This window comes from Aliikangiella sp. G2MR2-5 (genome assembly GCF_015687155.1).
Lineage (GTDB): Bacteria > Pseudomonadota > Gammaproteobacteria > Enterobacterales > Kangiellaceae > Aliikangiella.
Map to the genome: position 1 here is coordinate 1,707,914 of NZ_JADPQF010000001.1, position 23,560 is coordinate 1,731,473.

General features: G+C 41.3%; 17 protein-coding genes and 2 tRNA genes. 3 read left to right on the plus strand and 16 right to left on the minus strand.

Going from position 1 to position 23,560, the window contains the following annotated elements:
- Nucleotides 1-147: 147 nt before the first annotated feature.
- From IYN84_RS06985 to lptF, 7 genes are all read right to left on the minus strand, one after another.
- A tRNA-Lys gene (locus IYN84_RS06985) sits at nt 148-223 on the minus strand.
- Nucleotides 224-418: 195 nt separating this feature from the next.
- Nucleotides 419-494, minus strand: a tRNA-Lys gene (locus IYN84_RS06990).
- Between the two features lie 201 nt (nt 495-695).
- A complete protein-coding gene (locus IYN84_RS06995) occupies nt 696-1,874 on the minus strand; it encodes an IscS subfamily cysteine desulfurase (RefSeq protein WP_196138427.1) in 1,179 nt (392 codons plus the stop codon).
- Nucleotides 1,875-1,916: 42 nt separating this feature from the next.
- Nucleotides 1,917-2,687, minus strand: coding sequence for an RNA methyltransferase (locus tag IYN84_RS07000; RefSeq protein WP_196138428.1), 771 nt, complete (start codon nt 2,685-2,687; stop codon nt 1,917-1,919).
- Between the two features lie 582 nt (nt 2,688-3,269).
- Entirely contained in the window at nt 3,270-3,755 is a 486-nt protein-coding gene (locus IYN84_RS07005) for a hypothetical protein (RefSeq protein ID WP_196138429.1), read from the minus strand.
- A gap of 224 nt (nt 3,756-3,979) precedes the next feature.
- On the minus strand, nt 3,980-5,047 hold the full coding sequence (gene lptG / locus IYN84_RS07010; RefSeq protein WP_196138430.1) for an LPS export ABC transporter permease LptG: 1,068 nt from the start codon (nt 5,045-5,047) through the stop codon (nt 3,980-3,982).
- The gene (gene lptF, locus IYN84_RS07015; RefSeq protein WP_196138431.1) at nt 5,040-6,200 is read right to left on the minus strand and encodes an LPS export ABC transporter permease LptF; all 1,161 of its coding nucleotides are present in this window, start codon (nt 6,198-6,200) and stop codon (nt 5,040-5,042) included. Before lptF ends, lptG begins: the two co-directional genes overlap by 8 nt.
- 290 nt (nt 6,201-6,490) lie before the next feature.
- Here lptF and pepA point away from each other — a divergent pair, with 290 nt between their 5' ends.
- Genes pepA through IYN84_RS07030 form a run of 3 tightly spaced genes read left to right on the plus strand, consistent with a single transcriptional unit; the run spans nt 6,491 to nt 11,335 of the window.
- On the plus strand, nt 6,491-7,984 hold the full coding sequence (pepA, locus tag IYN84_RS07020; protein ID WP_196138432.1) for a leucyl aminopeptidase: 1,494 nt from the start codon (nt 6,491-6,493) through the stop codon (nt 7,982-7,984).
- A gap of 13 nt (nt 7,985-7,997) precedes the next feature.
- Complete coding sequence (locus tag IYN84_RS07025; protein WP_196138433.1) at nt 7,998-8,459, plus strand: DNA polymerase III subunit chi; 462 nt, start codon at nt 7,998-8,000, stop codon at nt 8,457-8,459.
- A 41-nt stretch (nt 8,460-8,500) separates the two neighbouring features.
- Nucleotides 8,501-11,335, plus strand: coding sequence for a valine--tRNA ligase (locus tag IYN84_RS07030; RefSeq protein WP_196138434.1), 2,835 nt, complete (start codon nt 8,501-8,503; stop codon nt 11,333-11,335).
- A gap of 108 nt (nt 11,336-11,443) precedes the next feature.
- Here the strand turns inward: IYN84_RS07030 and IYN84_RS07035 are convergent, their stop codons facing one another.
- From IYN84_RS07035 to IYN84_RS07075, 9 genes are all read right to left on the minus strand, one after another.
- Nucleotides 11,444-12,094, minus strand: coding sequence for a hypothetical protein (locus IYN84_RS07035; protein ID WP_196138435.1), 651 nt, complete (start codon nt 12,092-12,094; stop codon nt 11,444-11,446).
- A 58-nt stretch (nt 12,095-12,152) separates the two neighbouring features.
- Entirely contained in the window at nt 12,153-13,778 is a 1,626-nt protein-coding gene (locus tag IYN84_RS07040; RefSeq protein ID WP_196138436.1) for a diguanylate cyclase, read from the minus strand.
- Between the two features lie 149 nt (nt 13,779-13,927).
- The gene (locus IYN84_RS07045) at nt 13,928-15,277 is read right to left on the minus strand and encodes an Npt1/Npt2 family nucleotide transporter (protein WP_196138437.1); all 1,350 of its coding nucleotides are present in this window, start codon (nt 15,275-15,277) and stop codon (nt 13,928-13,930) included.
- 246 nt (nt 15,278-15,523) lie between these two features.
- Nucleotides 15,524-17,293 carry a GspE/PulE family protein gene (locus tag IYN84_RS07050; RefSeq protein ID WP_196138438.1) on the minus strand — a complete coding sequence of 590 codons (1,770 nt, stop codon included), beginning with the start codon at nt 17,291-17,293 and terminating at the stop codon, nt 15,524-15,526.
- Nucleotides 17,294-17,444: 151 nt separating this feature from the next.
- Nucleotides 17,445-18,224 (minus strand): TatD family hydrolase, encoded by a 780-nt coding sequence (locus IYN84_RS07055; RefSeq protein WP_196138439.1) that lies wholly within the window; start codon nt 18,222-18,224, stop codon nt 17,445-17,447.
- 288 nt (nt 18,225-18,512) lie between these two features.
- Entirely contained in the window at nt 18,513-20,084 is a 1,572-nt protein-coding gene (gene prfC / locus IYN84_RS07060) for a peptide chain release factor 3 (protein ID WP_196138440.1), read from the minus strand.
- Nucleotides 20,085-20,211: 127 nt separating this feature from the next.
- The gene (locus IYN84_RS07065; protein WP_196138441.1) at nt 20,212-21,861 is read right to left on the minus strand and encodes a cache domain-containing protein; all 1,650 of its coding nucleotides are present in this window, start codon (nt 21,859-21,861) and stop codon (nt 20,212-20,214) included.
- Between the two features lie 213 nt (nt 21,862-22,074).
- Nucleotides 22,075-22,530: a ribosomal protein S18-alanine N-acetyltransferase gene (gene rimI, locus IYN84_RS07070; protein ID WP_196138442.1), complete on the minus strand. Its 456-nt coding sequence runs from the start codon at nt 22,528-22,530 to the stop codon at nt 22,075-22,077.
- A 6-nt stretch (nt 22,531-22,536) separates the two neighbouring features.
- The gene (locus IYN84_RS07075; RefSeq protein WP_196138443.1) at nt 22,537-23,463 is read right to left on the minus strand and encodes a hypothetical protein; all 927 of its coding nucleotides are present in this window, start codon (nt 23,461-23,463) and stop codon (nt 22,537-22,539) included.
- Between the last annotated feature and the right edge of the window lie 97 nt (nt 23,464-23,560).

Genomic DNA, 23,560 nt, shown 5'->3' on the forward strand with positions numbered 1-23,560 from the left:
TAGCCATATCATTGTAGGCTTTTTAACCAAAATCACTTTTGTCTGATATTCCGCTAGTGATACTCGGACAATGGAATTCAGATAGGCTAAGTATAGCCAGATTATTGAAGTCATAAAAAAAGCCGCTGTTTAAGCGGCTTTTAAAGATGGTGGGTCGTGGGCGATTCGAACGCCCGACCAATTGATTAAAAGTCAACTGCTCTACCGGCTGAGCTAACGACCCGATGCAGATAAATGCGAAACTGCTTCACAGGGGCTTTCGAAGACCTATGAGATATAGCTATCGCAAAAATTTGAGCCGCGGATAGTACAGACTTGGCTCGAGGATTTCAAGCCCTTATTTAAAATTGATGTGATTCAGGATGAATTTAGCGCAAAAAAAAAGCTTCCTTTTAGGAAGCTTTTTCTGTATCGAATATGGTGGGTCGTGGGCGATTCGAACGCCCGACCAATTGATTAAAAGTCAACTGCTCTACCGGCTGAGCTAACGACCCGATGCGGAGCGCATTATGCGGGTTTTCAGAAAAAATACAAGCATTTTTTAAAAAAAACTTTGGAATTCTTCTTTTTTACTAAAAACCGTATAAATCTTAGTCAATAAAATTAATTTTTGCTCGCTATCTTCACCGAACTTGTTGCAAAAAAGAAGTTTCATTTTCCAAATATATTTGTATCAATAAATATATTCTTATAAATCAGGAGTTTTCCTGCAGAGCCAACCATTCAGGCGACATGGCTCGCAACTTGTCCAGTCCAGAAGTCACTATTTCAACCGCCTTATCAACATCTTCTTCGCTGGTAAATCGACCGAAAGAAAAACGTAAAGAAGAATGCGCTTCCTCGTCAGTTAAACCCAGCTGCTTTAATACATAAGATGGCTCCACGCTTGCCGATGTACACGCAGAACCGGAAGAAATGGCCAGATTTTTAAACGCCATTAACAAAGTCTCACTATCAACATAGTCAAACCGAATGTTGATGATACCCGGTATTGATTGAGCAATATCACCATTAACGAAAACACCTGTGATATTACCTAGTTTTTGCCAGAACTTATCTTTAAGTAACTGAATCTTTTCCGCTTCAAGCTTTAAGTTATTTCTCGCTATTTCAAAAGCAGCCCCCATTCCCACAATTTGATGAGTTGGCAAAGTCCCCGAGCGTAGTCCTCTTTCATGCCCACCACCATGGATCTGCGCTTCTATATGTGGCTGTTGATTGCGCCGGGCAAAAAGCGCACCGATACCTTTGGGACCATAAATTTTGTGGGCTGACAAAGACATAAAGTCTACAGGTAACTCACTCACATCAATGGGCAACTTGCCAGCACTCTGTGCTGCGTCCACGTGGAATGGAATGTGAGCATTATGTGCTATCTGACCAATCTCTTTTATTTTTTGGATTGTTCCCAGCTCATTATTAACGTGCATTATCGATATTAAGATTGTATCTTCACAAATTGCAGCACTGACGTCTTCAGGGTTAATGACACCGCTTGCGTCAGGCTTAACATAGGTCACGCGAAAGCCTTCTTTTTCGAGCGCCAGGCAGGTATCTAGTACAGCTTTATGCTCAATTGAGCTAGTAACGATATGACCTCTTTTTTGCCAGGCAGCAATCCCCTTAATGGCTAAATTATCAGCTTCGGTCGCTCCTGAAGTCCATATTATTTCACGAGGATCAGCGCCAATCAGATCCGCGACCTGATTACGGGCAATATCAACCAGTTCTTCAGCTTGCCATCCATAGCGATGAGAGCGAGAAGCAGGATTTCCAAAGTCACCATCCATCGTAAGACAGGCCATCATTTTTTCAGCAACCGCAGGATCACAAGGCGTCGTTGCGGCGTAATCCAGATAAATAACTTTTTTCATAGACAGTTTTCTAGTGCTAGCACTTTAGTGTTGTTAAGGATTTTACTTTTGGCTCTGTTCAATTTTTTCCAATACACCGGAACTAAGTCGCTCTGAGTACTTTTCAACCGAACTTAGAAAGCCTCTCAGAATATTATATTCGCTTGTAGTGACTTCCGCCTTGCATAGTAAGCGCTCCAGTCGAAGATCAAGATATTTGGCGTGCTTGGGTATTTTATATCCTGTTAGCTGCATAACCTTATCAAAGTGCTGGAGCAGACCGCTCAACTGCTCATGAGTAATATGTTGCTCGCTGTCAACGACTCTTTGTTCAGGTAACACTGCCTCTTCAGATAGTGCCAGGCGCATTTCATAGGCAATCAACTGAACTGCCGAGCCAAGATTGAGTGAAGAGTATTCAGGATTGGTCGGAATACACACGTGATAGTGACATTTATGCAACTCTTCATTGGTCAGTCCCGAATTCTCTGTTCCAAATAGTATTGCAACCGGCACTCTGTCTGGGGTCGTCTTGATTTCCTCGGCAAGCTCTCGAGGTGAAATAAGCTTACTTGGCAAGGTTCTTGTTCGTGCACTGGTACCAACGACGAGCTGACAATCTGCAATCGCTGAATCAAGATTGTCGTGAATCGTCGCGTTAGCAAGTATATCCGTCGCTCGCGAGGCTCTCCGTGTAGCTTCAGCAGAAGGATAGTCTTTGGGATTAACTAGAGCTAACTGACTTAACCCCATAACTTTAAGTGCTCGCGCTGTTGCGCCGACGTTACCGGGGTGAGTTGTATGGGATAAAACGGTTCGAATCTGATCAAGCATTACGGCTACAGCCAGGACAAAAAATTTCTGGATGCGAAGTTTAACACTAGAAGCTGAAGCAAAAAACCGTCAATAATAGCCACACAGAGCAATACCTGCCCGTCTGCCCATCAGTGAAAAGCTGAAAATCAATAATCCCCCTCTTTTTATAGAATATTTTTAAATATAAATGTTTGTTTTTATAACACAAAAAAACAGTCAAGATGGCTAAGTTTTGAGCTATTCCCCGTCCTATGGGTGATCTGGGGATTAGCAATATCTCAGCAGGATAGCTGTTTAAAAATTGGCCTGTTCTATACTTTCACTCAGTTAAAGAAAATCAATAACCGGGCGATAAAATTTAATAAGGCAAGCAAACTATTTGAACTTTTTGACGTCTATATTTAAGAACCGGTGGTGGATTTAATCAAACATACAGTTCCCTAGTAGTTCTCCTGTCATGGAGCCTGTTCCCGGCCTGATCTGCCAATCTGACCGGGATTTTTTTTGCCTGGTCAAAAGTGAAAGTTAGTGAATCTCAATTTCTGGTGAGTTATTGCCTTATCTTGTTGATTAGATAGGGAACTATAGACTTGATGCAGCTTATTTTTTGGATTTTCGATAAGCGCTCACGATATGACTTGTTTCGTCCGACAATACATCCCAAAGCCTGTCAAAACGAGTTTCTTTAAATTTAGCTTCACGTAACAACTTTATGGTAGGAAGATTGGTATCATCTCTCGCTATTTTTAAGCTTTTGGTGGAGGCAACAATAATGGAAAACATCAGAAGCTTATCCTCTGCGCCATAGCGGCGATCGTGATCACTGGAAGTGTTGATTTCCTTATCGTAATAGTTGGCCTCATAATCCAGCATGTCGCTGTTTACCAATGGTTGAATAAGCTTGAGTACTTGTTGCCTTCGCCCAACATTTACAATTGCAGCATCGGTACCATTTTTCTTTTTTAAAGAGGTAACAACCTTTGTCTTTTCTATCTCCTTGTTAATAGACAAAGCTTCAAGCAAGGGTCTGATATCGGACACATCTTCATCAATTGACAGGCCGAAAAAATCACTTAATTTGAGCATACCCTTTTCTCTATATTTATTCTAAAACGTGACAATAAATTACCGCGATATGATCTTATCAACCGTTAATAGCAATCAATAGCCGCTTTCGAAAATTTATGCCAGTCCGCTACTTATCCATTAAAAGTATAGCAGAATAAAGTGTTTATATAGATTTTCGATAAAAAGATGTTGTTAAGTTTAGAGACGGTAAGCTTACAACCTACTCTACTAGCTCGCGATCATCAGGCAGAACGTTTCATCAGATAGTAAGCAATGAATCCAAATATTGCCAGAGGTATAAACGCCCCTAATAAAGGTGGAAATTTATAAACCAGACTAATAGGGCCAAAAGACTGACTGGCCAGGTGAAAGCCGAACCCCAGAGCAACACCAGTCAGAATTCTAGCGCCTATACTAACTGAACGCATCGGACCGAAAACAAATGACGTTGCAAGGAAAATCATTATCGCGATTGAAAAGGGCTGGAAAAGTTTTCGCCAAAACGCTAGCTCAAAAACGTTGGTTTCCATGCTATTCTGTTGCAAGTAGGATAAATATTCGATAACACCAAATATACTGAGAGCTTCCGGGGCCACACTAAGGGTATCAAGTTGAGTTTGTTCAATCGGATCAATCCATATTTTTGAGGTATATCGACTTACCTTTATCTGCTCGAGTTCAAAAAGGCTTTCTTCAACATCGTACAATTCCCAGACACCATCGTTCATTTTGGCTTTATTTGCATTCAGCACTTTGTGAATTCTATCGTTATTATCAAAGGTATAAATACTGATATTTTCTAACAGTTCATCACTGAGAACCTGGTCGATATGCAAAATCTGACTTCCTTTCTTGAGCCAGAGTCCACCTTTTGAAATGCTTAAATCTTCGCTACTTTTTGCAGCAGATTTTAACTGTTGTGCTGCTTTCGTTGCAGGCGGAGCCATCCACTCGCTAATAAATATCACTGCCAGCATTAAAACGATTGAACCTTTAATGGCTGCTCCGGCAATACGCCATGTCGTCATTCCAGCCGCTCTCATAACCGTAATTTCACTATTGGTTGCCATGTTCCCTAAAGATACCAGCGATCCGATAAGTACACTCATTGGAAACATTTCAAGTATTCGTGAAGGAATCATGAGCAGGGTATAGAGTAACGCATCACTAATTTGATAATTTCCTTCACCAGTTTCAGCAACTTCGCCCAGAAAGCTCAATAGTGCTCTAAGCAGACTAATCAATAGTAATATCATTATGCTACTGATGATTAATTGGCGAGATATATAACGATCCAGTAAATTAACCATGAGCCAGCTTCCTCAACTTAACTTTCTTTTTATTCGGTTTTAATTTACTCCCACGCTTGTAAATCCAGTAAGTATAAGCAACGGCCAGCGCATGAATCCACCAGAACCCCAGAACCGCAGGGACTTTTCCAGTTTCTATTAACTGTCTGCCATTCATCATAAATAGCGCATAAACCATATAGACCATGATGGCAGGAAAGAGTCTTGAAAATTTTCCTTTACGCGGCTGAGTTCTAGCCAATGGAATTGCCATAAAAGTCACTATAAATACTGAAATCGGTGCAGATAAACGCCAGTGAAGCTCAGCAGATCCTTCGATTGAATCATCCGCTATCAAATCGATTGTTGATAATGTACGCAGAGGCCTTTCGACCGTTTCAAGCTCGACTCGCTTTACCGGCATATAATAACTTTCATATTCTGTTATCTGCCAACGCCCCAGATTTCTGTCAAATTGATAATTAACGCCATCTTTTAAAACCAGGTAATCAGTTGTTTTACGCTCTGGGTTAGAGAGCATCGTAGCCGATTGTAAAGCAGAAGAGTTGTCATCAACCGATTGTTCGAGATATCCTCGTTTGGCAACTTGAAGAGTGAATGAGTCGTCAGTTGAGTCAAGACCGCTTACAGTAAAAAGCTTATGAATTTGGCCATACTCTCCTTTCCGCTCGATAAAAATTACCCCATTTTTATCTCTCGTTTCCTGAAACCGGCCTTCGATGGCTCCACCCAACTGGATTTGAGCCCCCTCGCGCGCACTAACCTGTTTTGCCTCGTAGTTTGCCCACGGATTGAGCGCAAAAGATAAAGCTGCAGACACTAAAGCAATTATCGTCGCCAAAGGCAATATATTGCGGGCTATCTGATAATCACTAAGGCCTGCGTTATGAATTATGGCCATCTCATTTTCCGCATAAAGCCTACCCATAGTCGTGAGAGCTGCAATAAAAAAGGACATAGGCAACAGAAAGCCGGTTACTGCGGGTATATTGAGAGCCATCAAGTAGAATGCTGCCGAGGAAGAAATAGTTCCATCTACAGCCAACTGAATATATTTAAGAAAACGACTGCTAACGAATAGCAACACCAGAATGACTAAAATCGCCAGACTGGTTTTAAGAATCTCACTATTAATATATCGTCTAAGAATCAAACTAATTACTCAGAAAACTGCTACTTTTACTTAAAAATTCGTTATTTTTACGTTAAACTTCCATTTTATAAGCTTTTGTAGCTGATAGGCCTATTGCTTGGGCACTGCTGGGGGCTCAATATAACATAGCTGCCACTAACAATTAAACATAGAAATCCAGACATTCCAATATGTTTGGACTTCAATTTAATCTACTAGAGATGTGAGTTCTCATATTATTTATCTGAAGCTCATACCTGAAAACTGGTTACAAAAGAAACAGAGATCATATTAAAAATAAGGTTTGCTTGATGGAATTTAATGTAAAAAGTGGTAATCCTGAAAAACAACGTAGTGCATGCGTTGTCGTTGGAGTATTCGAATCAAGAAAATTGTCTGCTATGGGTGAGCAGCTGGACCAGGTAAGCGAAGGCTATCTGAGTAACTTGCTACGCCGAGGAGACATGGAAGGCAAGCTGGGTCAAGTTCTACTTTTGCACAATGTTCCTAACACCTTATCGGACCGAGTCCTGTTAATTGGTTGTGGTAAAGAAAGAGACTTTGGTGATAAGTCATACACCAAAGTCATCGCCAAAGCCATTACAACCCTGAATGATACTGGCTCGATGGAAGCCGTTTGCTTCCTGAGTGAACTGAATGTCAAAGGACGCGATACCCGCTGGAAAGTTCGCCACGCGGTAGAAGCGGCTCAAGATACTCTGTATGCGTTTGATGAGTTTAAGAGCAAAACAGACTCGACTCGCCGCCCTCTTCGTCGACTTACCTTCAATGTAACCACTCGAAAAGAATTAACGATTGGCGAAAAAGCAATTGAGGAAGGCCTTTCGATTGCTAAGGGGGCGCATAAGGCTCGAGATCTAGCGAACCTTCCCCCCAATATAGCTAACCCAACCTACCTGGCAGAAGAAGCGAAAACTTTCGCAGTGAATAATGAAGGTGTCGACTGTGAGGTTCTCGACGAATCAGAGCTGGAAGAGATGGGCATGGGAGCGTTTTGTTCGGTTGCACGTGGCTCGGATACACCCGCAAAATTGATCATCCTGAAATACAACGGAGGTTCAGCAGAACAAAAACCTGTCGTACTTGTCGGTAAAGGTATTACTTTTGATAGTGGCGGTATTTCATTGAAACCAGGTGAAAGGATGGATGAAATGAAATACGACATGGGCGGTGCTGCGGCAGTTTTCGGCGCTTTTGTAGCCGCAGTTGAAATGAAGCTCCCGATTAATCTTATTATGACTATTGCGGCCGCCGAAAATATGCCAAGCGGCAAAGCTAGTCGTCCTGGAGATATTGTAACTTCGCTATCTGGACAGACGATCGAAATTCTTAATACCGACGCCGAAGGACGTTTGGTTCTATGTGACACGCTTACTTATGTAGAGCGATATGAACCAGAAATCGTAATCGACGTTGCCACTTTGACCGGAGCTTGCATTATAGCTTTAGGTAATCAGGCTTCCGGCTTAATGAGTAACCATAACCCGCTCGCACATGATCTCCTCAATGCGGGAGAACTTTGTGGTGACAGAGTCTGGCGCCTGCCTATCTGGGACGAATATCAAGAACAGCTTGAGTCAAACTTTGCTGATATGGCTAACATTGGTGGCAAAGGAGCAGGCACAATTACCGCAGGCTGTTTCTTATCTCGCTTTACCAAAAAGTACCACTGGGCACATCTGGATATTGCGGGAACCGCATGGCAATCAGGTAAGGCGAAAGGCGCGACAGGAAGACCTGTCCCCTTGTTAAGCCAATACTTGATCAATCGTTGCGAAAGTTAGCGGGATTGTCTGCGTGACTCAGATAGAGTTTTACTCAGTAGCCGATATAAAGACGGAAGGAGAGCCAGACTCTCCCCTTCCTTCAAAACTTCCATATAACCACTTATGTGAAGTAATCAAACGTGCTTATAGAAAAGGCCAAAAAGTTTTTATTCATACCGATAACCGCAGACTTGCAGAGAGAATTGATGAATTACTTTGGTCGAATGATAGCAAGAGTTTTTTACCACATCACCTGGCGGGAGAAGATACCGAATCTGTACCACCGATTGAGATCGGCTTCGGTCAGGAACCTTCCGTCAGACCTGATGTATTGGTCAACCTCGGACAAGACGTGCCATTATTTTTTAGCCATTTTCAATGGGTTTTTGAATATGCTTATGGCGATGAAGAGAGCAAAGAAAAAGCACGTAGTCGTTTTCGCTTTTACCGCGAAAGAGGTTACCCATTAAATCACCGTCAGATTCAATCTTAATTTAGTACCTTTAAATTCAACACAACCGAGTTATTTTAGTCATGGACAAGTCCTACACTCCCCAAAATATCGAAACCAAATGGTATGAAACCTGGGAAAAAAACAATTATTTTAAAGCTTCGGGAGAAGGTTCACCCTACTGCATTCTGATTCCGCCGCCCAATGTCACCGGTAGTCTTCATATGGGACACGCTTTTCAACATACCATAATGGACTCTTTGACTCGTTATCATCGTATGAAAGGTGACGATACCTTGTGGCAATGTGGAACCGATCATGCGGGGATTGCGACTCAGATGGTAGTGGAACGACTTCTGGACGCCGAAGGAAAAAAACGTACAGATTTCACCCGAGAACAATTTGTCGAAAAAGTCTGGGAGTGGAAAGAAACTTCTGGAGGAACCATTAGTCAGCAAATGCGCAGACTGGGAGACTCCCCTGACTGGGATCGTGAAGCTTTTACCATGGATGAAGATCTGTCCAATGCGGTTCAGGAAGTTTTTATTCAACTGTTTGAAGAAGGTATCATTTATCGCGGTAAACGCCTGGTCAACTGGGATCCCAAGTTTCAGTCCGCGATATCGGATCTGGAAGTTGAAAATCATGACGAAAAAGGTTTTTTGTGGCATTTCCGTTATCCGCTGGCTGAAGGCGCTAAAACATCGGAAGGAAAAGACTATCTGGTGGTAGCAACAACCCGACCAGAGACCATGTTGGGTGACTCTGCAGTAGCGGTAAACCCGAATGATGAACGCTATAAAGATCTGGTTGGCAAGTTTGTTATGTTGCCATTGGTGAATCGTAAAATTCCAGTTATTGCAGACGATTACGTTGATATGGAATTTGGAACCGGCTGCGTGAAGATCACCCCGGCGCATGACTTTAATGATTACGAAGTTGGTAAACGTCACAACCTCCCATTAATCAACATTATGTCTCCACAGGCAGACATTTTAGCGCAAGCTGAAGTTTACGAGTTTGGAGGCAAACCGCGAGAAGATATTGATAACTCATTGCCACAAAACTATGCAGGCCTGAATCGATTTGATGCTAGAAAACAAATTGTTGAAGAGTTTAAGTCAAATGGTCTTTTAGAAAAAATTGACGACCACGCCCTGAAAGTGCCAAAGGGCGACAGAAGTAACGACGTTATCGAGCCTCTGTTGACAGACCAGTGGTATGTCGCAGTAGAAAGTCTGGCTAAACCGGCAATTGAAGCGGTTAGAAATGGAGACATCAAATTTGTCCCTGAAAACTGGGATAAAACCTATTATCACTGGATGGAAAACATTCAAGACTGGTGTATTAGTCGTCAGCTTTGGTGGGGACACCGTATTCCCGCCTGGTATGATGAAAATGGCAAAGTATATGTGGCTCGAAGTGAGCAGGAAGCTCGAGAAGCCAATGGGCTTTCTGCAGATGTAGTTTTGCGCCAGGACAATGATGTATTGGATACCTGGTTCTCCTCTGCACTTTGGCCATTTGCGACTATGGGCTGGCCTAATGAAACTCCTGAGCTGGAAAAATTTGTCCCATCGAGTGTACTGGTAACCGGTTTTGATATTATTTTCTTCTGGGTTGCTCGAATGATCATGATGACCATGAAGTTCACCGGCAAAGTTCCGTTTAAAGAAATTTATATTACCGGGCTTATTCGCGACGAACACGGCGACAAGATGTCAAAATCGAAAGGAAATGTTCTTGATCCTATCGATTTGATCGACGGTATCGATCTGGACTCTCTTGTAACCAAGCGAACCAGCGGGATGATGAACCCTAAAATAGCTTCACAGGTGGAAAAACGCACGCGCAAACAATTTGCCGATGGTATCGAAGCTTATGGAACCGATGCGCTAAGGTTTACTTTTTGTGCGCTTGCTTCCACAAGTCGCGATATCAATTTCGATCTTGGTCGAGTTGAAGGTTATCGAAATTACTGCAACAAATTATGGAATGCTGCACGCTATGTAATGATGAATACTGAGGGCGAGGATTGCGGGAAAGAAAACAGCAATATGGAACTTAGTATAGCTGATGAATGGATCATTAGTCGCTTACAAAAGGCGATTACTGAATACGAAAAACATGTCAATGAATACCGTTTTGACCTTGCGACTCAAACACTTTATGAATTCAGTAGGAACGATTACTGCGACTGGTACCTGGAGCTTTCAAAGCCAATACTTTATGGTGACGCCTATAGTGATGAACAAAAACGTGGTACTCGTCATACTCTGGTCAATGTTCTGGAAAATATGATGCGAATGCTTCATCCGATGATGCCTTTCATCACAGAAGAAATCTGGCAACGCTTGAAGCCGATGGTCAATACAGAAACAGATTCAATAATGCTGGCGGCTTTCCCCAAATTCGATGCATCAAAAGTTAGCGATAAAGCGCTCACGGATCTGGAGTGGTTAAAAAAGCTGATTGTCGGTGTGCGTAATATTCGTGGGGAACTTAACGTTTCACCAGGAAAACCTGTCAATGTTCTGCTTAAAAATGCCAATGATAATGATCGTCGCTGTATGCAGGAGTATCGAGGTTTTATCTCAGCACTCGCCAAGCTTGAGTCTCTTGAAGAAGCCAGCGAATCGACTCCACCCTCAGCTACTGCGTTAGCCGGGGAAATGGAAGTATTGGTTCCTTTGGCCGGACTGATTGATGTGACTGCAGAAGTTGATCGTTTAAATAAGGAAATTGAAAAGCTGACCAAAGAAACACAGCGCTTGTCCGGCAAACTTAATAATGCAAATTTTGTTGAGAGAGCACCAGATGCTGTTGTCGCTAAAGAAAAAGAAAAACTGGCAGATGCAGAATCAGCGCTTAAAAAGCTCACAGAGCAAAAAGCTGAACTTGAAAATATTGGAAGTTAAATATTTTCATTTATTGCGAAGTTTAACTTTCTGGTAAAGGCGTCTAACGGCGCCTTTTTTATTATTCTGATTTTATTACAACATCTTGTAGAAAACGTATCCGATCAATTAGAACACATCGAAGTTTTTATAGATGGACAACACCAGATGAGTTTTCGTTTCGGCGTCTTCTGGAAAATACATATCGTCTGAGAGTTCTTCAGAACTAACTACAACTGAAAAGTTCAAATCAAATGTTTGAAAAACAAAGTTGTAGCCTACTTCCAGGTAATCTCCTTCATATTCATTTCCAAATACTCCGTAACTAAGTAGAAAATTACCCGGAGTATAATTAATCGAATAAAAGGAGTATTCATCCTCTTGCGCATTGTCTCCTTGCCAATAACCTTGAGTCAATTCAATGAAAAATTTACCTGTACCAGTAAAAACCGAGAATTCTTCATAAGGTTGGTCATACTCATTTGTGTAAGTAGTATATCCATATCTTAAAGATAGAAATCCGTCACTATTAATATCAAAAGAATAACTTCCCGAAACTTCCTGTTCTAATCCGGTACCAAGGTCAGCAACCCATAGCTCAGTGGACCAATTATTAATTTGCCAGTCCAATCCCAGATTGGCGGAACCAGTCTTGATTATAACCCCCCTATCAATATATTTTGAACTAAATCCTAAATAGCCAGACAAAGAAGATTCTGCAAAACAGAAACTGGTTATCATACTGGAAAAGAGTAGCATTATTTTGAGGGCTAACTTCATCTGGTACCCCGCTAACATAGATAAATACCCCCTTCAAAATGCTATCGCGTAGCTTGCCTCAGTCTATCTTACAAGGTAAATAGACTACCCGGTTCCGGCCTTCTTTCTTTGCCTGATATAATGCTCTGTCAGCCATTTGAAACATCGTTTCACTGGAGCAATTTCTTACTGAGTCGCTAAAGGTTATTCCAATTGATATCGTTAAATAATGGGAAGTTGGCGAAGCTCGGTTTTCGACTTTTAAATTTTCAATCGCTCTACACAACTTGGTTGCAACTTTAACAGCTTTGTCCTGATCAATATTCATTAACAGTACAGCAAACTCTTCTCCGCCATAGCGCGCAACCAAATCAATAGATTCTCGAGTGTATTCTGTCATAGTCTGAGCAACTGCACGCAATGCCTGATCTCCGGCTTTATGTCCATACTCATCATTGAACAGCTTGAAATGATCAACGTCGACCATTAAAAAGCTTAACTTGATACCGGATTCATCTAGCTCACGTCCAACTCTTTCGATATAATTTTTCAGTGCTCGACGATTAGCAATTCCAGTCAATTCGTCAGTATCGCTTAGCTCTCTCAACTCGATATTGTGTGCCACTAACTGTTTTTGCTGACTCAAAACCTTCTCGAATAGAATATCGATCAGATGCGCTAGTCTCCCGATCTCATCCTGCCGGTGAATACTAGTTGTTCCCTCATAATCACCTTCATTCATTACTTTTCTAATCGTATTTCTTAAGCGCTTTAGTGGAGAAATCAGCATTTCATTCAGTAAAAAGAATAGAAAAATAAGTAGAGTGAAAGAAGCCAGGATTGCCGCTACTAGTGAATTTTCAAGCCAGGAGTCTTCAAACATCCGTTTCGGAGCTCGATAGCTGACCATCAAAGACGGAATCCCCTCCAGATCATCAAACAATAAATAAACATTATTATCCCTATTTCGAAAGTTTTTTCCCAATTCAAGCTCACGAACATGAAAAGCAGTCTCTGGAATAGAGCCCTCCCCTGTTAACGAAAGTAAGGAAATTTCACTTTGCAAGATTTGCCTGAGTAGTTTGGTAACTCTTTCATCAACATAGCGCCAAACGAGCATGGTTCCGGCGATATCGCCTTTTTCATTAGAGGGCATCACGCTCCCACTAACAAACATAATGATATTGCTTTCATCATTGATCAGACCACGTTTGAATACGGGAGCTCTCTGATTATTGAGCACGTCACTGGAAGATATCAAAGCGCTATTTTTGATCTCTTCTGTTGGATTAATGAAGATTGAATTCTGCAGAGGCTTTTGCAAGTTATCCAAGATTAAATAGTCAATAGACTCGAACTCAGGAGAGTAAAAGTGCATGCCATTAATTTTTAAGGAAGAAAAAGATTCGGCGAGAAAATAGTTTTCTCTCAGATAATGCTTATTTTCCTTTTTGATTACGTGATAAAGTTCATCCCAAACCGCATTGTCATAAACAACTGTTTCCAACTCGTCATAAATCCTGTCAAATGCAGCTACCACTCGTTGTGCGTCTTTAAGATCGCTGGCAGCTTCAAGAGCGCTGAACTGAGGAAGAATCCAAAAGACTCGAATAAAGGCATGTATCGCAATGAATGCGAACAAAAGTAAAATAAAAACAAGTAGCAACTTGAGTCGCAAACTTCTGGCTATAACATTGAAAAGCATCAACTTTCCCTGAAAGTACTATCCAATAAGTATAGTCAAAATCATATCAATTTGTAGAATCACGCTGAGGATATACAGCATCAATCGCAGATATACTAGAGTGTTTTATGGAATAATCCTAAAAAACGATTTAGTCACTTTTATAGCGCTTACTGTGAGGAAGTTTGTTCTTTTAAATGACCCAGACTTTCGGAAAGAGGTATATCACTGGCTCTTTTCAGCATATCTCGCCTAAAGAGCTTATAGTCGGTGTTTTCTTTCTTCGATGCGTACATAGCTATATCAGCATATTTAATCAACTCTGTGCTACATATAGAATCATCTGGAGATATTGATACACCGATACTGAGAGAGGTATCAATAAAACTTCCGTTAACTTCCAATGGTTCACTTGTCGCGTTGCGTATTTTTTGAATAATAGTAATAACATTTTCAGTACTTTCCAGATCTTTCACAATCACTAGAAACTCATCGCCTCCTAAACGAAAAACGCTATCTCTCGAACGTACCGACGAAGCCAGTTTTGACGCAGTTTGCTTGAGAATAAGATCCCCTATTTCATGTCCCAGAGTATCGTTAACCTGTTTAAATGAATCCAGGTCGATAAAAAGGATTGCTGTTTTTGTTTTAGATACTTTTGTTCTGGAAATAGATTCCTCAATTTCGGGAAGAACGGTGCTTCTATTTTTAAGCCCGGTCAAGCTATCATGTTTTACTTCGTGCGCCAGCTTCTGTTCTCTTTGATAAACTTTTTCCCCCATATCATAAAACGTAGACAAAAGACTCCCCATTTCATCCTGACCAACAATATCTACTGTTTTTATCGCTTCTCCTTTCTTAACTTTTTCTGCATTTTTTACCAATAGTTTTAGTGGCGAAAATAAACTTTTGTTAAGATATTGAAATGTAATCAACGCAAGTCCAATAAACAAAACAACTTCAATCACAATAATTGTTGTGATTTGAGTTCTATATTCTCTATAGTCCCCTTTTCTTTTTTCCAGCAAGATCAGCTCATTTTTCGTAAAATCAGAAAAATAGTCTCGAATACTATCCATATATGCCTTACTTTCATTCAGAGAGACTAGTTTTAAGGCTTCTGCTCGCTTTCCTTCCTGTACTAATGATATTGAATTGGCAAGTCCTTTAAACATCAACTGAAACTGTTCACTGATTTTCATCATTACATTTTGTTGCAAAGGCTTGTTAGAGGTCAGGCTAGTTAAACGGTTAAGCTCTTCCTTAGCGAAAGTTAAACCATCATAATAAGGCTTTAGGTAGACAATATCTTCCGTCAGCAAGTACCCTCGATGGCCGGTTTCTGCATCTTTTATAGCACTGAGGAGTTTTTCCGTCGAATAGAGAACACTGTGGGTATGATCGATCCAGGCTATTTTTTCCTGCCCGAGATGTTCGATTCTGAAAAAGAAAACAGAATTAAGAATAGCTGCAATAAACAGGATTAAAATAAGAGAAGATAGTTTAAATCGAATACTCATTTCCCTCTCCGGGAGATTTGCTTGAACATAAGCTGCTCCTAATAGCATAGACTATCAGACGCCTGAGCAAGATTTAAATTAATGACTGAAAGGACACCTTCTTGAAAGGACACTTTCTTGAAAACTATTTACTGGACCACTCAAAATGAAAAATGCCTTACTCACAAATTGAGATTTCCGTTGTCTAGCTCGCAATGATGCTATTTAAAAGAATATCGCAGGAAGAAGGATAGCTTTACAACCCAGTTAAAACTCTTCCATTGCAGGAGAAGCAACTCTCATTACCTCTGCAATGGTAGTTTTCCCTTCTGCAACTTTCCTCGCGCCACTCATCCTTAGCAGACTCATTCCTTTTTCGACCGCCTTATTTTTAATCGGTGATACTTCACATTTCTCGGTCACCAGCGACTTTATCTCTGAATCAAACTCGAGTAACTCATAGATACCGATTCTTCCTAAATAACCTGACTGACGACACTCATCACACCCTGAAGGCTCAAACATGAGTTTAGGAGCCGGTAGGTCAAATCCCTGAGTCAGTTCGCTCCAGGCTTCCTTGTTCGGTTCGACTGCTTTTTTACAATGTGGACAAAGCGTTCTAACCAGTCGCTGCGCCATGGCACCTAACAAGGTAGCGTTGATCAGATAATGAGGAACTCCAATATCCTGCAATCGTGTAATTGCTGAAGAAGCATCATTGGTGTGTAGTGTCGAAATAACCAGATGACCGGTCAGCGATGCCTGGATTGCCATATTCGCGGTTTCTTTATCCCTGATTTCACCAATCATTATGATATCAGGATCCTGGCGCAGCAATGCTCTGACGCCACTGGCAAAATCAAGCTCAATATCATGATGAACCTGCATCTGATTAAAAGCGGGTTCTACCATTTCGATCGGATCTTCAATAGTACATACATTGACTTCCGGCGTCGCAATCAGCTTAAGCGTGGTATATAGCGTAGTTGTTTTTCCTGAACCGGTAGGTCCTGTCAATAGAACAATGCCATTAGGTTGTCGTGCCATACCAAGCCAGCTCTTCTCGGTTTTCTCGTCCAGCCCCAATTCTTTAAAGTCGCGTAGTAATACAGTGGGATCAAAAATACGAGCCACCAGCTTTTCACCAAAGGCGGTCGGCAAACTCGATAGTCGTAGTTCAATTTCCAGCCCATTAGGGGTTTTTGTCTTTATTCGACCATCCAGCGGTTTGCGTCTCTCCGCGACATCCATCCTTCCTAGAATCTTGAGTCGCGCAATGACAGCTGCAGCAATATTGGCCTGCATTTCATAAACTTTATGCAATACACCGTCGATTCTAAGCCGAATATTGGCCTTCTCGCGCCGAGGTTCAATATGAATATCACTTGCTCTTTCACTGAAAGCATACTGTAATAACCAGTCAACAATTTGGACTACGTGTTGGTCATTAGCATCTACATCAGCTCCCTTGCCAACTTCAAGAAGCTGCTCAAGGTTGCTAAGTTTAACATTTTGCAGCGATTCTCCTGATGCACCTTTCATTGAGCTACTTAGACTATAAAATTCGCTCTGAAGCCGTTTGACGGTTTCAGGATTAGCAAATACACGTTGAATCGGCTTCCTTAAAATGTGAGAAAGTCCAGACTCCCAGCTCGTCTCCTCAGGATCAATAACCGCAATTTCGACACCATCATGATGCACTTCACAAGCAAGAATATTGTGGCGTAAAGCAAACGCTCTGGACATGACTGCAGTTACGGCGTCAACATCAATTTTGAGAGGATCTAGACGGACATAGGGCAATTTGCAGTGCTTGGCATACCATTCAGACAATAACTCAGCGCCTAGTTCTTTATTTCGTAACGCCTTCGACTTTAGTTTGAGACTGGCAACCTGATTGATCGGATGCTCTCGCCCTTTTTTGGGCCTTAACTCGATCAAGGCTTCTTTTGCTTGTTCAGGTGATAAGACACCACCTTTTTCAAGGAGTGTAAGAAAACTGACCAAATCTAGTTTTTTCGAGACAGTGGTTTGCATGCGACTATTTTATTAACAAACTAAAGTAAGATCTAAGTCTAATGCATTGATTTTAAATAGCAAATAGAATTGTTTTAGCAAATTATACTAACTTCACAAAGTGCGAACCCTTCCGCGCAAAGTAGCGCCACATATTGTTTAAAGCATGGGACTAATCAAGATTTAAGACAGAATGTACATTACGTGTCGTTTGTCTCGCAATTTGCGCAACGTTTTCTCCACGCAATTCTGCCATACATTTCAAAATATCGATCAGGTGAAACGGTGTATTGTGCTTTTGCTTGCAGGTTATAGGAGGCATGTCCGGAGCATCTGTTTCCAGTACGATTGACTCTATTGGTAAACTACTAGCCAGTTTTCTAATTTTAGCTGCACGCGGATAGGTCATAGCGCCGCCGAATCCGAGTTTAAATCCTAGATGAGTATATCTTTCAGCCTGGTTTTCACTACCGTTAAATGCGTGCACGAAGCCACCAAAAGCAAAATGGGATTGATTCAATATTTGCAAAACCTGATCATGAGCCTTACGAACATGTAAAATAACTGGCAAGCGAGCTGTTTTGGCGATATCTATTTGGGCCTGGAAAAACTGAAGCTGCTTTTTTTCTGATTTACGTCCTTCATAAAAATCTAAGCCTATCTCACCAATGGCAGCTATAGGACCAACAGAAAGTGCCATTTCGAGATCGTGTAAATGTTGTTCCTGGTGGGAGTCGATATACATCGGATGTAAGCCAAGGGCCGTATGGCAGATTGGCAGGCGCGCAGTTATCTGACGAATACGTCGCCAGCCATCGCGATTCACTCCGGGGATTAAAATACCACCAATACCCACCTGCCCACACTTCTCCACGATAGCATCCAGCTTACCGTCAAATATGGGAAAATCTAAATGGCAATGCGAGTCAAAAAGTGTAATTTGGGTAGACATTCGTGACCTGCGAAAATATCTCATTTAATTATTTTTATTGCGCGTTCACTTTATAGGTAGAATGCGACTTATGCAACAATATTTTGTTGTTCAACAATACATTTTCACAGAAGCTGGTGCCAGGTAATGAAATGTAGTCCAGAATTACTTCAGGTTGTTCGAGCACCAAGTCATCAACTGCTGCATTGTTCTGTTTAAGTATAGGCGAAAATTAAAGCGAAATTGGAAATAGCCGAAGGCGGCTCTCTCTCGGCTACTCTTTTTCTGTACAGCTCTAAAAACGCTAGCCTAATGCTCTCTGGTATGAGTGAACCGAATATCTGGCCAACGTTCTTCTGTCAGATTTAAGTTTACTCGAGTTGGCGCGAGATAGGTCAGGTTGTCTCCTCCATCAAGTGCGAGATTATCAGACGCTTTGTTCTTAAACTGATCAAGCATTTTCTCATCATCACACTCGACCCAACGAGCAGTATTCACGGATACGGGCTCGAAAATACAACTTACCTTGTACTCATCTTTAAGGCGATGCGCAACAACATCAAACTGCAGTACACCTACAGCCCCTAATATCAGATCGTTTGAATTCATAGGCCTGAAAACCTGGGTAGCACCTTCTTCGGACAGCTGAATTAGCCCCTTTAAGAGCGCCTTATTCTTAAGCGGATCTTTTAGTCGAACTCTTCTAAACAGCTCCGGAGCAAAATTTGGTATCCCTGAAAACTTCAGTTCTTCACCTTCGGTAAAGGTATCGCCAATCTGAATCGTTCCATGATTGTGCAGCCCGATAATATCACCGGCGTGAGCTTCTTCAAGGTTCGCTCTATCTCCAGCCAGAAAAGTTACCGCATTCGAAACCTGAATGTCTCTGTTAATTCGCACATGCCGCATTTTCATACCTTTATTGTACTTTCCTGAAACAATTCGCATAAACGCGATACGGTCGCGATGCTGTGGATCCATGTTGGCCTGAATTTTAAAGATGAAGCCGGAAAATTTATCTTCCGAAGAGCTGATTTCTCTTTTGTCCGTTTGTCTGCTTAAAGGTTTTGGCGCCCATTCAACAAATCCATCGAGCATCTGAGTGACTCCAAAATTTCCCAGAGCGGTTCCAAAGAAGACGGGAGTCAAAGCACCTTTACCGAACTCATCAAGATCAAACTCATGACTTGCACCTAAAACAAGCTCTAACTCATCACGTAAGTCTTGCGCTAGCGAACCAATTCTTTTGTCTAGCTCAGGGTTATCAATTCCATCCAGCGTGTCAACTTCCTGAATAGTATGCCCCTGACCGGTTCGATAGAAATAAATCCTGTCCTGATGTAGATGGTAGATGCCCTTAAACTCTTTACCCATACCTATCGGCCAGGTGACCGGAGCACATTTGATATTCAAGACCTCTTCAACCTCATCCATCAACTCGATAGGATCTTTGATATCACGGTCAAGCTTATTCATGAAGGTCACAATAGGCGTGTCTCGTAAACGGCAGACTTCCATTAATTTTACGGTTCTGTCCTCTACCCCTTTACTGGAATCGATTACCATCAGAGCAGAATCCACCGCGGTTAAAGTTCGATAAGTATCTTCAGAAAAATCTTCGTGGCCGGGAGTATCAAGCAGGTTAACAACACGCCCATTGTAAGGAAACTGCATTACCGAGGTAGTAACCGAAATTCCACGTTCTTTCTCCATTTCCATCCAGTCAGAAGTCGCGTGCTTTCCTGACTTCTTTCCTTTCACCGTTCCTGCTTCCTGGATCTTTTGTCCCAGCAATAGCAGCTTTTCAGTAATGGTTGTCTTACCCGCATCAGGGTGGGAAATTATTGCAAATGTACGTCTTAAATCAGATTCTGTGCTCACGACTAAACCCGGCAGTTAGCATTTCAAAAATCAAGGGCGGATTATCCATGATCAACCACTAATTTGCCACCGTAATTTGACGATATTACAGGCGTTTTTTATCGATTTGACTCGAAAAAGAGGAAGTTTAGCAAGGTATTGTGACTAATATGGAAACTCTGTCTTTTTCCGTTTTTTCTTCATAAGCCCCACCATAAAGATCGACAAATCCATTAAGTAGTAACTCTTTTGAATCTCGGTTTTGAGTGTCAGACATACCAATCAATGACATACTTTCGATATTAATTAACAATTGCCTTTGCCCACTATTAGCTTCTATCAGGCAAGAAATTCCACCTTTAACGAGCTGATTTTTAATTCTTTCCAGAGTTGAAACCAGAACTTCAAGGTGCCTGGACTCGATAGAGAGAGAGCCTTCGTCTATCACATTTCCAGCAAAATCCACCTGAATATCTACTTGAGACATTGCAGCTCTAAAGCTTTGAAGAGACGCCATTTCTAACGAGGGTGAGCCAGTCTCAAGCTCGACTAATGTATAAATATCATCAATATGTTGCTTTAGTGTATTACTACTATCAAAAATCCGTTGGACAGCCAAGGCTTCTTTGTCGTCAGCATCTTTTGAGGTTCGGGTCAATAAATACTGACAGTAACCGTGTATGTGGTTCAGCGAAGTTCGCAATAGATGTGATACATTTTTTAAAAAGTGACTGCGTGTAGCGGCCAATTTTTCGGTCTCTTTTTGATGGAACTCTACCTGACGTATATAGTGAGAGATTGTTCTGGAGATAACCGAAGCAACAATAAATGAGATAAGCACAAAACTGAGAATACTTGATAGAGTAATCAACATAAACTCATCAACCGCTTGTTTAACTCTATCCTCAACAATATGTGCGGGGACGAAGCTTACAAACCGCCACCCCAACTCCAATGAATCATAATTGGAGACCATGTATTCAATGCCATCAATCGACAAAACTTCGAGGTTATAGTCTCGATAGTTAATCGAAGCTAGCCGTCCTTTTTCTATCTCGTGGATAAACTTGAAGTTATTATCTTTGTTTCTTGTGTCAGCAATTACGCGTCCATTTTGCTCTATCAACATCATGGCACTCCCGGGTGCCAATTTTACGGAATCAAGCATTGACGTTAGTTGATCAAGAGTTACATCTATTCCAATAACTCCAACCGGACGTCCTTCAGCGTCAGAAACTCTCTTCACGGTTGAAACAATAGTAGTATCATCACCGACCCAATAATACGCATCAGCTCGTACAACTTTGCCTCTTGCATTTTTTCCAGTCACAAACCACGGTCTAATCCTTGGATCATAGTTGGCAACCACAGGACCTTTAGGCCACTGAACATAGCCGCCTTCATAATTTCCAAAGTAAATGTAGGAAACATTTTCATGTGTTTTTCCATAATCCTCAAACAGACTATAAAGTCGCTTTTCGAGACTACTCCCCTCTTCTGGCTCCATTTGTCGATACTCAGATTCCATATAGGTCTGAATATCACTTCCGGCATTAAGCACCAGCCCATTACCGGCAAAATACTCAACATCATTTTCTATCTTGTTGAAATAGAGACTAAACCCTCGATCGATTTGTTTGACTTCACCGTTAAACTGGTTTTGAAAAGCTCTCTTTGCTTGTTCTCGAATAAAATCCATTGATGATAATGCAAGCGACAACAAAGGAATTGTCACTGCAGCCAGAATAATTAATGTTAAAAAGAGCTTAATGTGTTTGATAAAAAATTCTGCTTTCACCTCGAATCCTTGCTATTCTTGCATCAATTTACTGAGTTTAACGTCTCTAAAATAATTTCTGCATATGTCATTTTTCTGGATAAAACAGGCAATAGTTAGTCGCCAAAGAACAATTTCAGTTGCTGACGGCATATAGTCAAAGATTAGTCAATATTAGATGTTTCGGCCATCTACTTTATGGCAGAGAAATAGCACTAATCGCTATGCTGCTCTCTAGAAGTTCTCTGCCTTCTGCTCTAACAACAATTTCATCATGATCGCATCCTCTCTGCCATTATCAGAGCGATAATATTGTTTTCTTATCCCTATACTTTCAAAACCAGCTCTTTTGTATAGAGAAATCGCCTTAAGGTTTGAAGACCGAACTTCCAGAAAAATAGTATTAACTTCGCGCCTGGTAGCCAATGACCTGATATCTTTCATTAAAAGAGTTCCGAGTCCTTTGCCCTGAAGTGAAGGCGATACTGCAATATTAAGAATCTCAAGCTCGTCGAGGACTTGAGCTAAAATATAAAAACCAATGATATTTCCCTGCTTTTCCAGACAATTAAAAATTTGACCATTCATACTGTCTTTCAGTGCTTTCTCACTCCACGGAAAAGGATGAGATTCTTTTTCTATTTTCCAAATAGCTGGAAGATCTGCAGGTCTTACACTTCTGACTATCATATAGCTTTAACTAAAAACTTTCGCAGCCAGCTTTAAGTCCTCATAGGCTAATCGCTTAAGGGAAGGCTCAGATATTAATGAATAAGGATGGTAACTAATAATTGTTGGAAATGTATCAGCGAGCTGAATTACTCGTCCTCTGTACTCAGCTAATGATTGTTGTTCACCTAAAAGTAACTTCACGGCTTCATCACCAAGCAACAAAACCAGGTCGGGGTTTAATTCTGACAAACTATCGCTCAGGAGAACACTATTTTCACCTAAACCAGCTTCAGCCAGGTGCCCCATGGAAAACTGAACTTCCTGATTAACGAGCATTCCTTTAAACGCATCTAAATAATCCGACATAAACTGGCTTGGTCCATGCGGACGAGCAAAACTCTGAGCGGGTTGTTCGGTATCATGTCGACACAAGACCATCACCGACTTTCCAGCAAAATCTCCTCCTTTCCAGTTCACTAACTTTAGATAGCCTTTAAGTTTTAACTCCGTTGTAAAATCTTCAAGCGTGTCTTTTTTGGAAGAACCAGTATCACCAGTCACTAAATGACCTTCATTAGATTCAAGTGCTTTTAAATTATCGGCTGTATTAGAAAGCAAACTCTGACCATCGCAATTGCTGTCAAGTTCATCGCCGATAACCGGTTTCGTCTCCAAGTCTCTATCAATGCAACTAGCAGGTTTAGAACTTTCAGAATGGGAAAGGTGGCTGTTATTATCTTCTCTTTCTACCTCATTTGGGTAAAAAGTTTTTTGACCACTACTGGAATCCGAATCTTCAAGAGAGTTGCTTTGTGCACGTTCATCAATAAAGGTTTCAATCGACTTGTCTGCTTCAGGATGTGCTTTGGGCACCCACCAGGTAATACCCATCGCCTCTAGATATTGACTTCGAGCGCTATCTTCTAGCTGCTGCGGTAATCTTTCTCGCATAATGAATAGTTATTTTCCTGGTTTCCGTAACTACATATCAAAAGTTAAACTAGATAGTGCAACACTCTCTTAGTTCTCTTAGTTCTCTTAGTTCTCT

Coding starts and splice junctions, on each gene's coding strand:
- IYN84_RS07075 (WP_196138443.1), bottom strand. CDS start 23,463: ATGCGAGAAAGATTACCGCAGCAGCTAGAAGATAGCGCTCGAAGTCAA.
- IYN84_RS07005 (WP_196138429.1), bottom strand. CDS start 3,755: ATGCTCAAATTAAGTGATTTTTTCGGCCTGTCAATTGATGAAGATGTG.
- IYN84_RS07030 (WP_196138434.1), top strand. CDS start 8,501: ATGGACAAGTCCTACACTCCCCAAAATATCGAAACCAAATGGTATGAA.
- IYN84_RS07055 (WP_196138439.1), bottom strand. CDS start 18,224: ATGTCTACCCAAATTACACTTTTTGACTCGCATTGCCATTTAGATTTT.
- IYN84_RS07040 (WP_196138436.1), bottom strand. CDS start 13,778: ATGCTTTTCAATGTTATAGCCAGAAGTTTGCGACTCAAGTTGCTACTT.
- IYN84_RS07000 (WP_196138428.1), bottom strand. CDS start 2,687: ATGCTTGATCAGATTCGAACCGTTTTATCCCATACAACTCACCCCGGT.
- rimI (WP_196138442.1), bottom strand. CDS start 22,530: ATGATAGTCAGAAGTGTAAGACCTGCAGATCTTCCAGCTATTTGGAAA.
- lptG (WP_196138430.1), bottom strand. CDS start 5,047: ATGGTTAATTTACTGGATCGTTATATATCTCGCCAATTAATCATCAGT.
- IYN84_RS07050 (WP_196138438.1), bottom strand. CDS start 17,293: ATGCAAACCACTGTCTCGAAAAAACTAGATTTGGTCAGTTTTCTTACA.
- IYN84_RS07035 (WP_196138435.1), bottom strand. CDS start 12,094: ATGAAGTTAGCCCTCAAAATAATGCTACTCTTTTCCAGTATGATAACC.
- IYN84_RS06995 (WP_196138427.1), bottom strand. CDS start 1,874: ATGAAAAAAGTTATTTATCTGGATTACGCCGCAACGACGCCTTGTGAT.
- IYN84_RS07045 (WP_196138437.1), bottom strand. CDS start 15,277: ATGAGTATTCGATTTAAACTATCTTCTCTTATTTTAATCCTGTTTATT.
- pepA (WP_196138432.1), top strand. CDS start 6,491: ATGGAATTTAATGTAAAAAGTGGTAATCCTGAAAAACAACGTAGTGCA.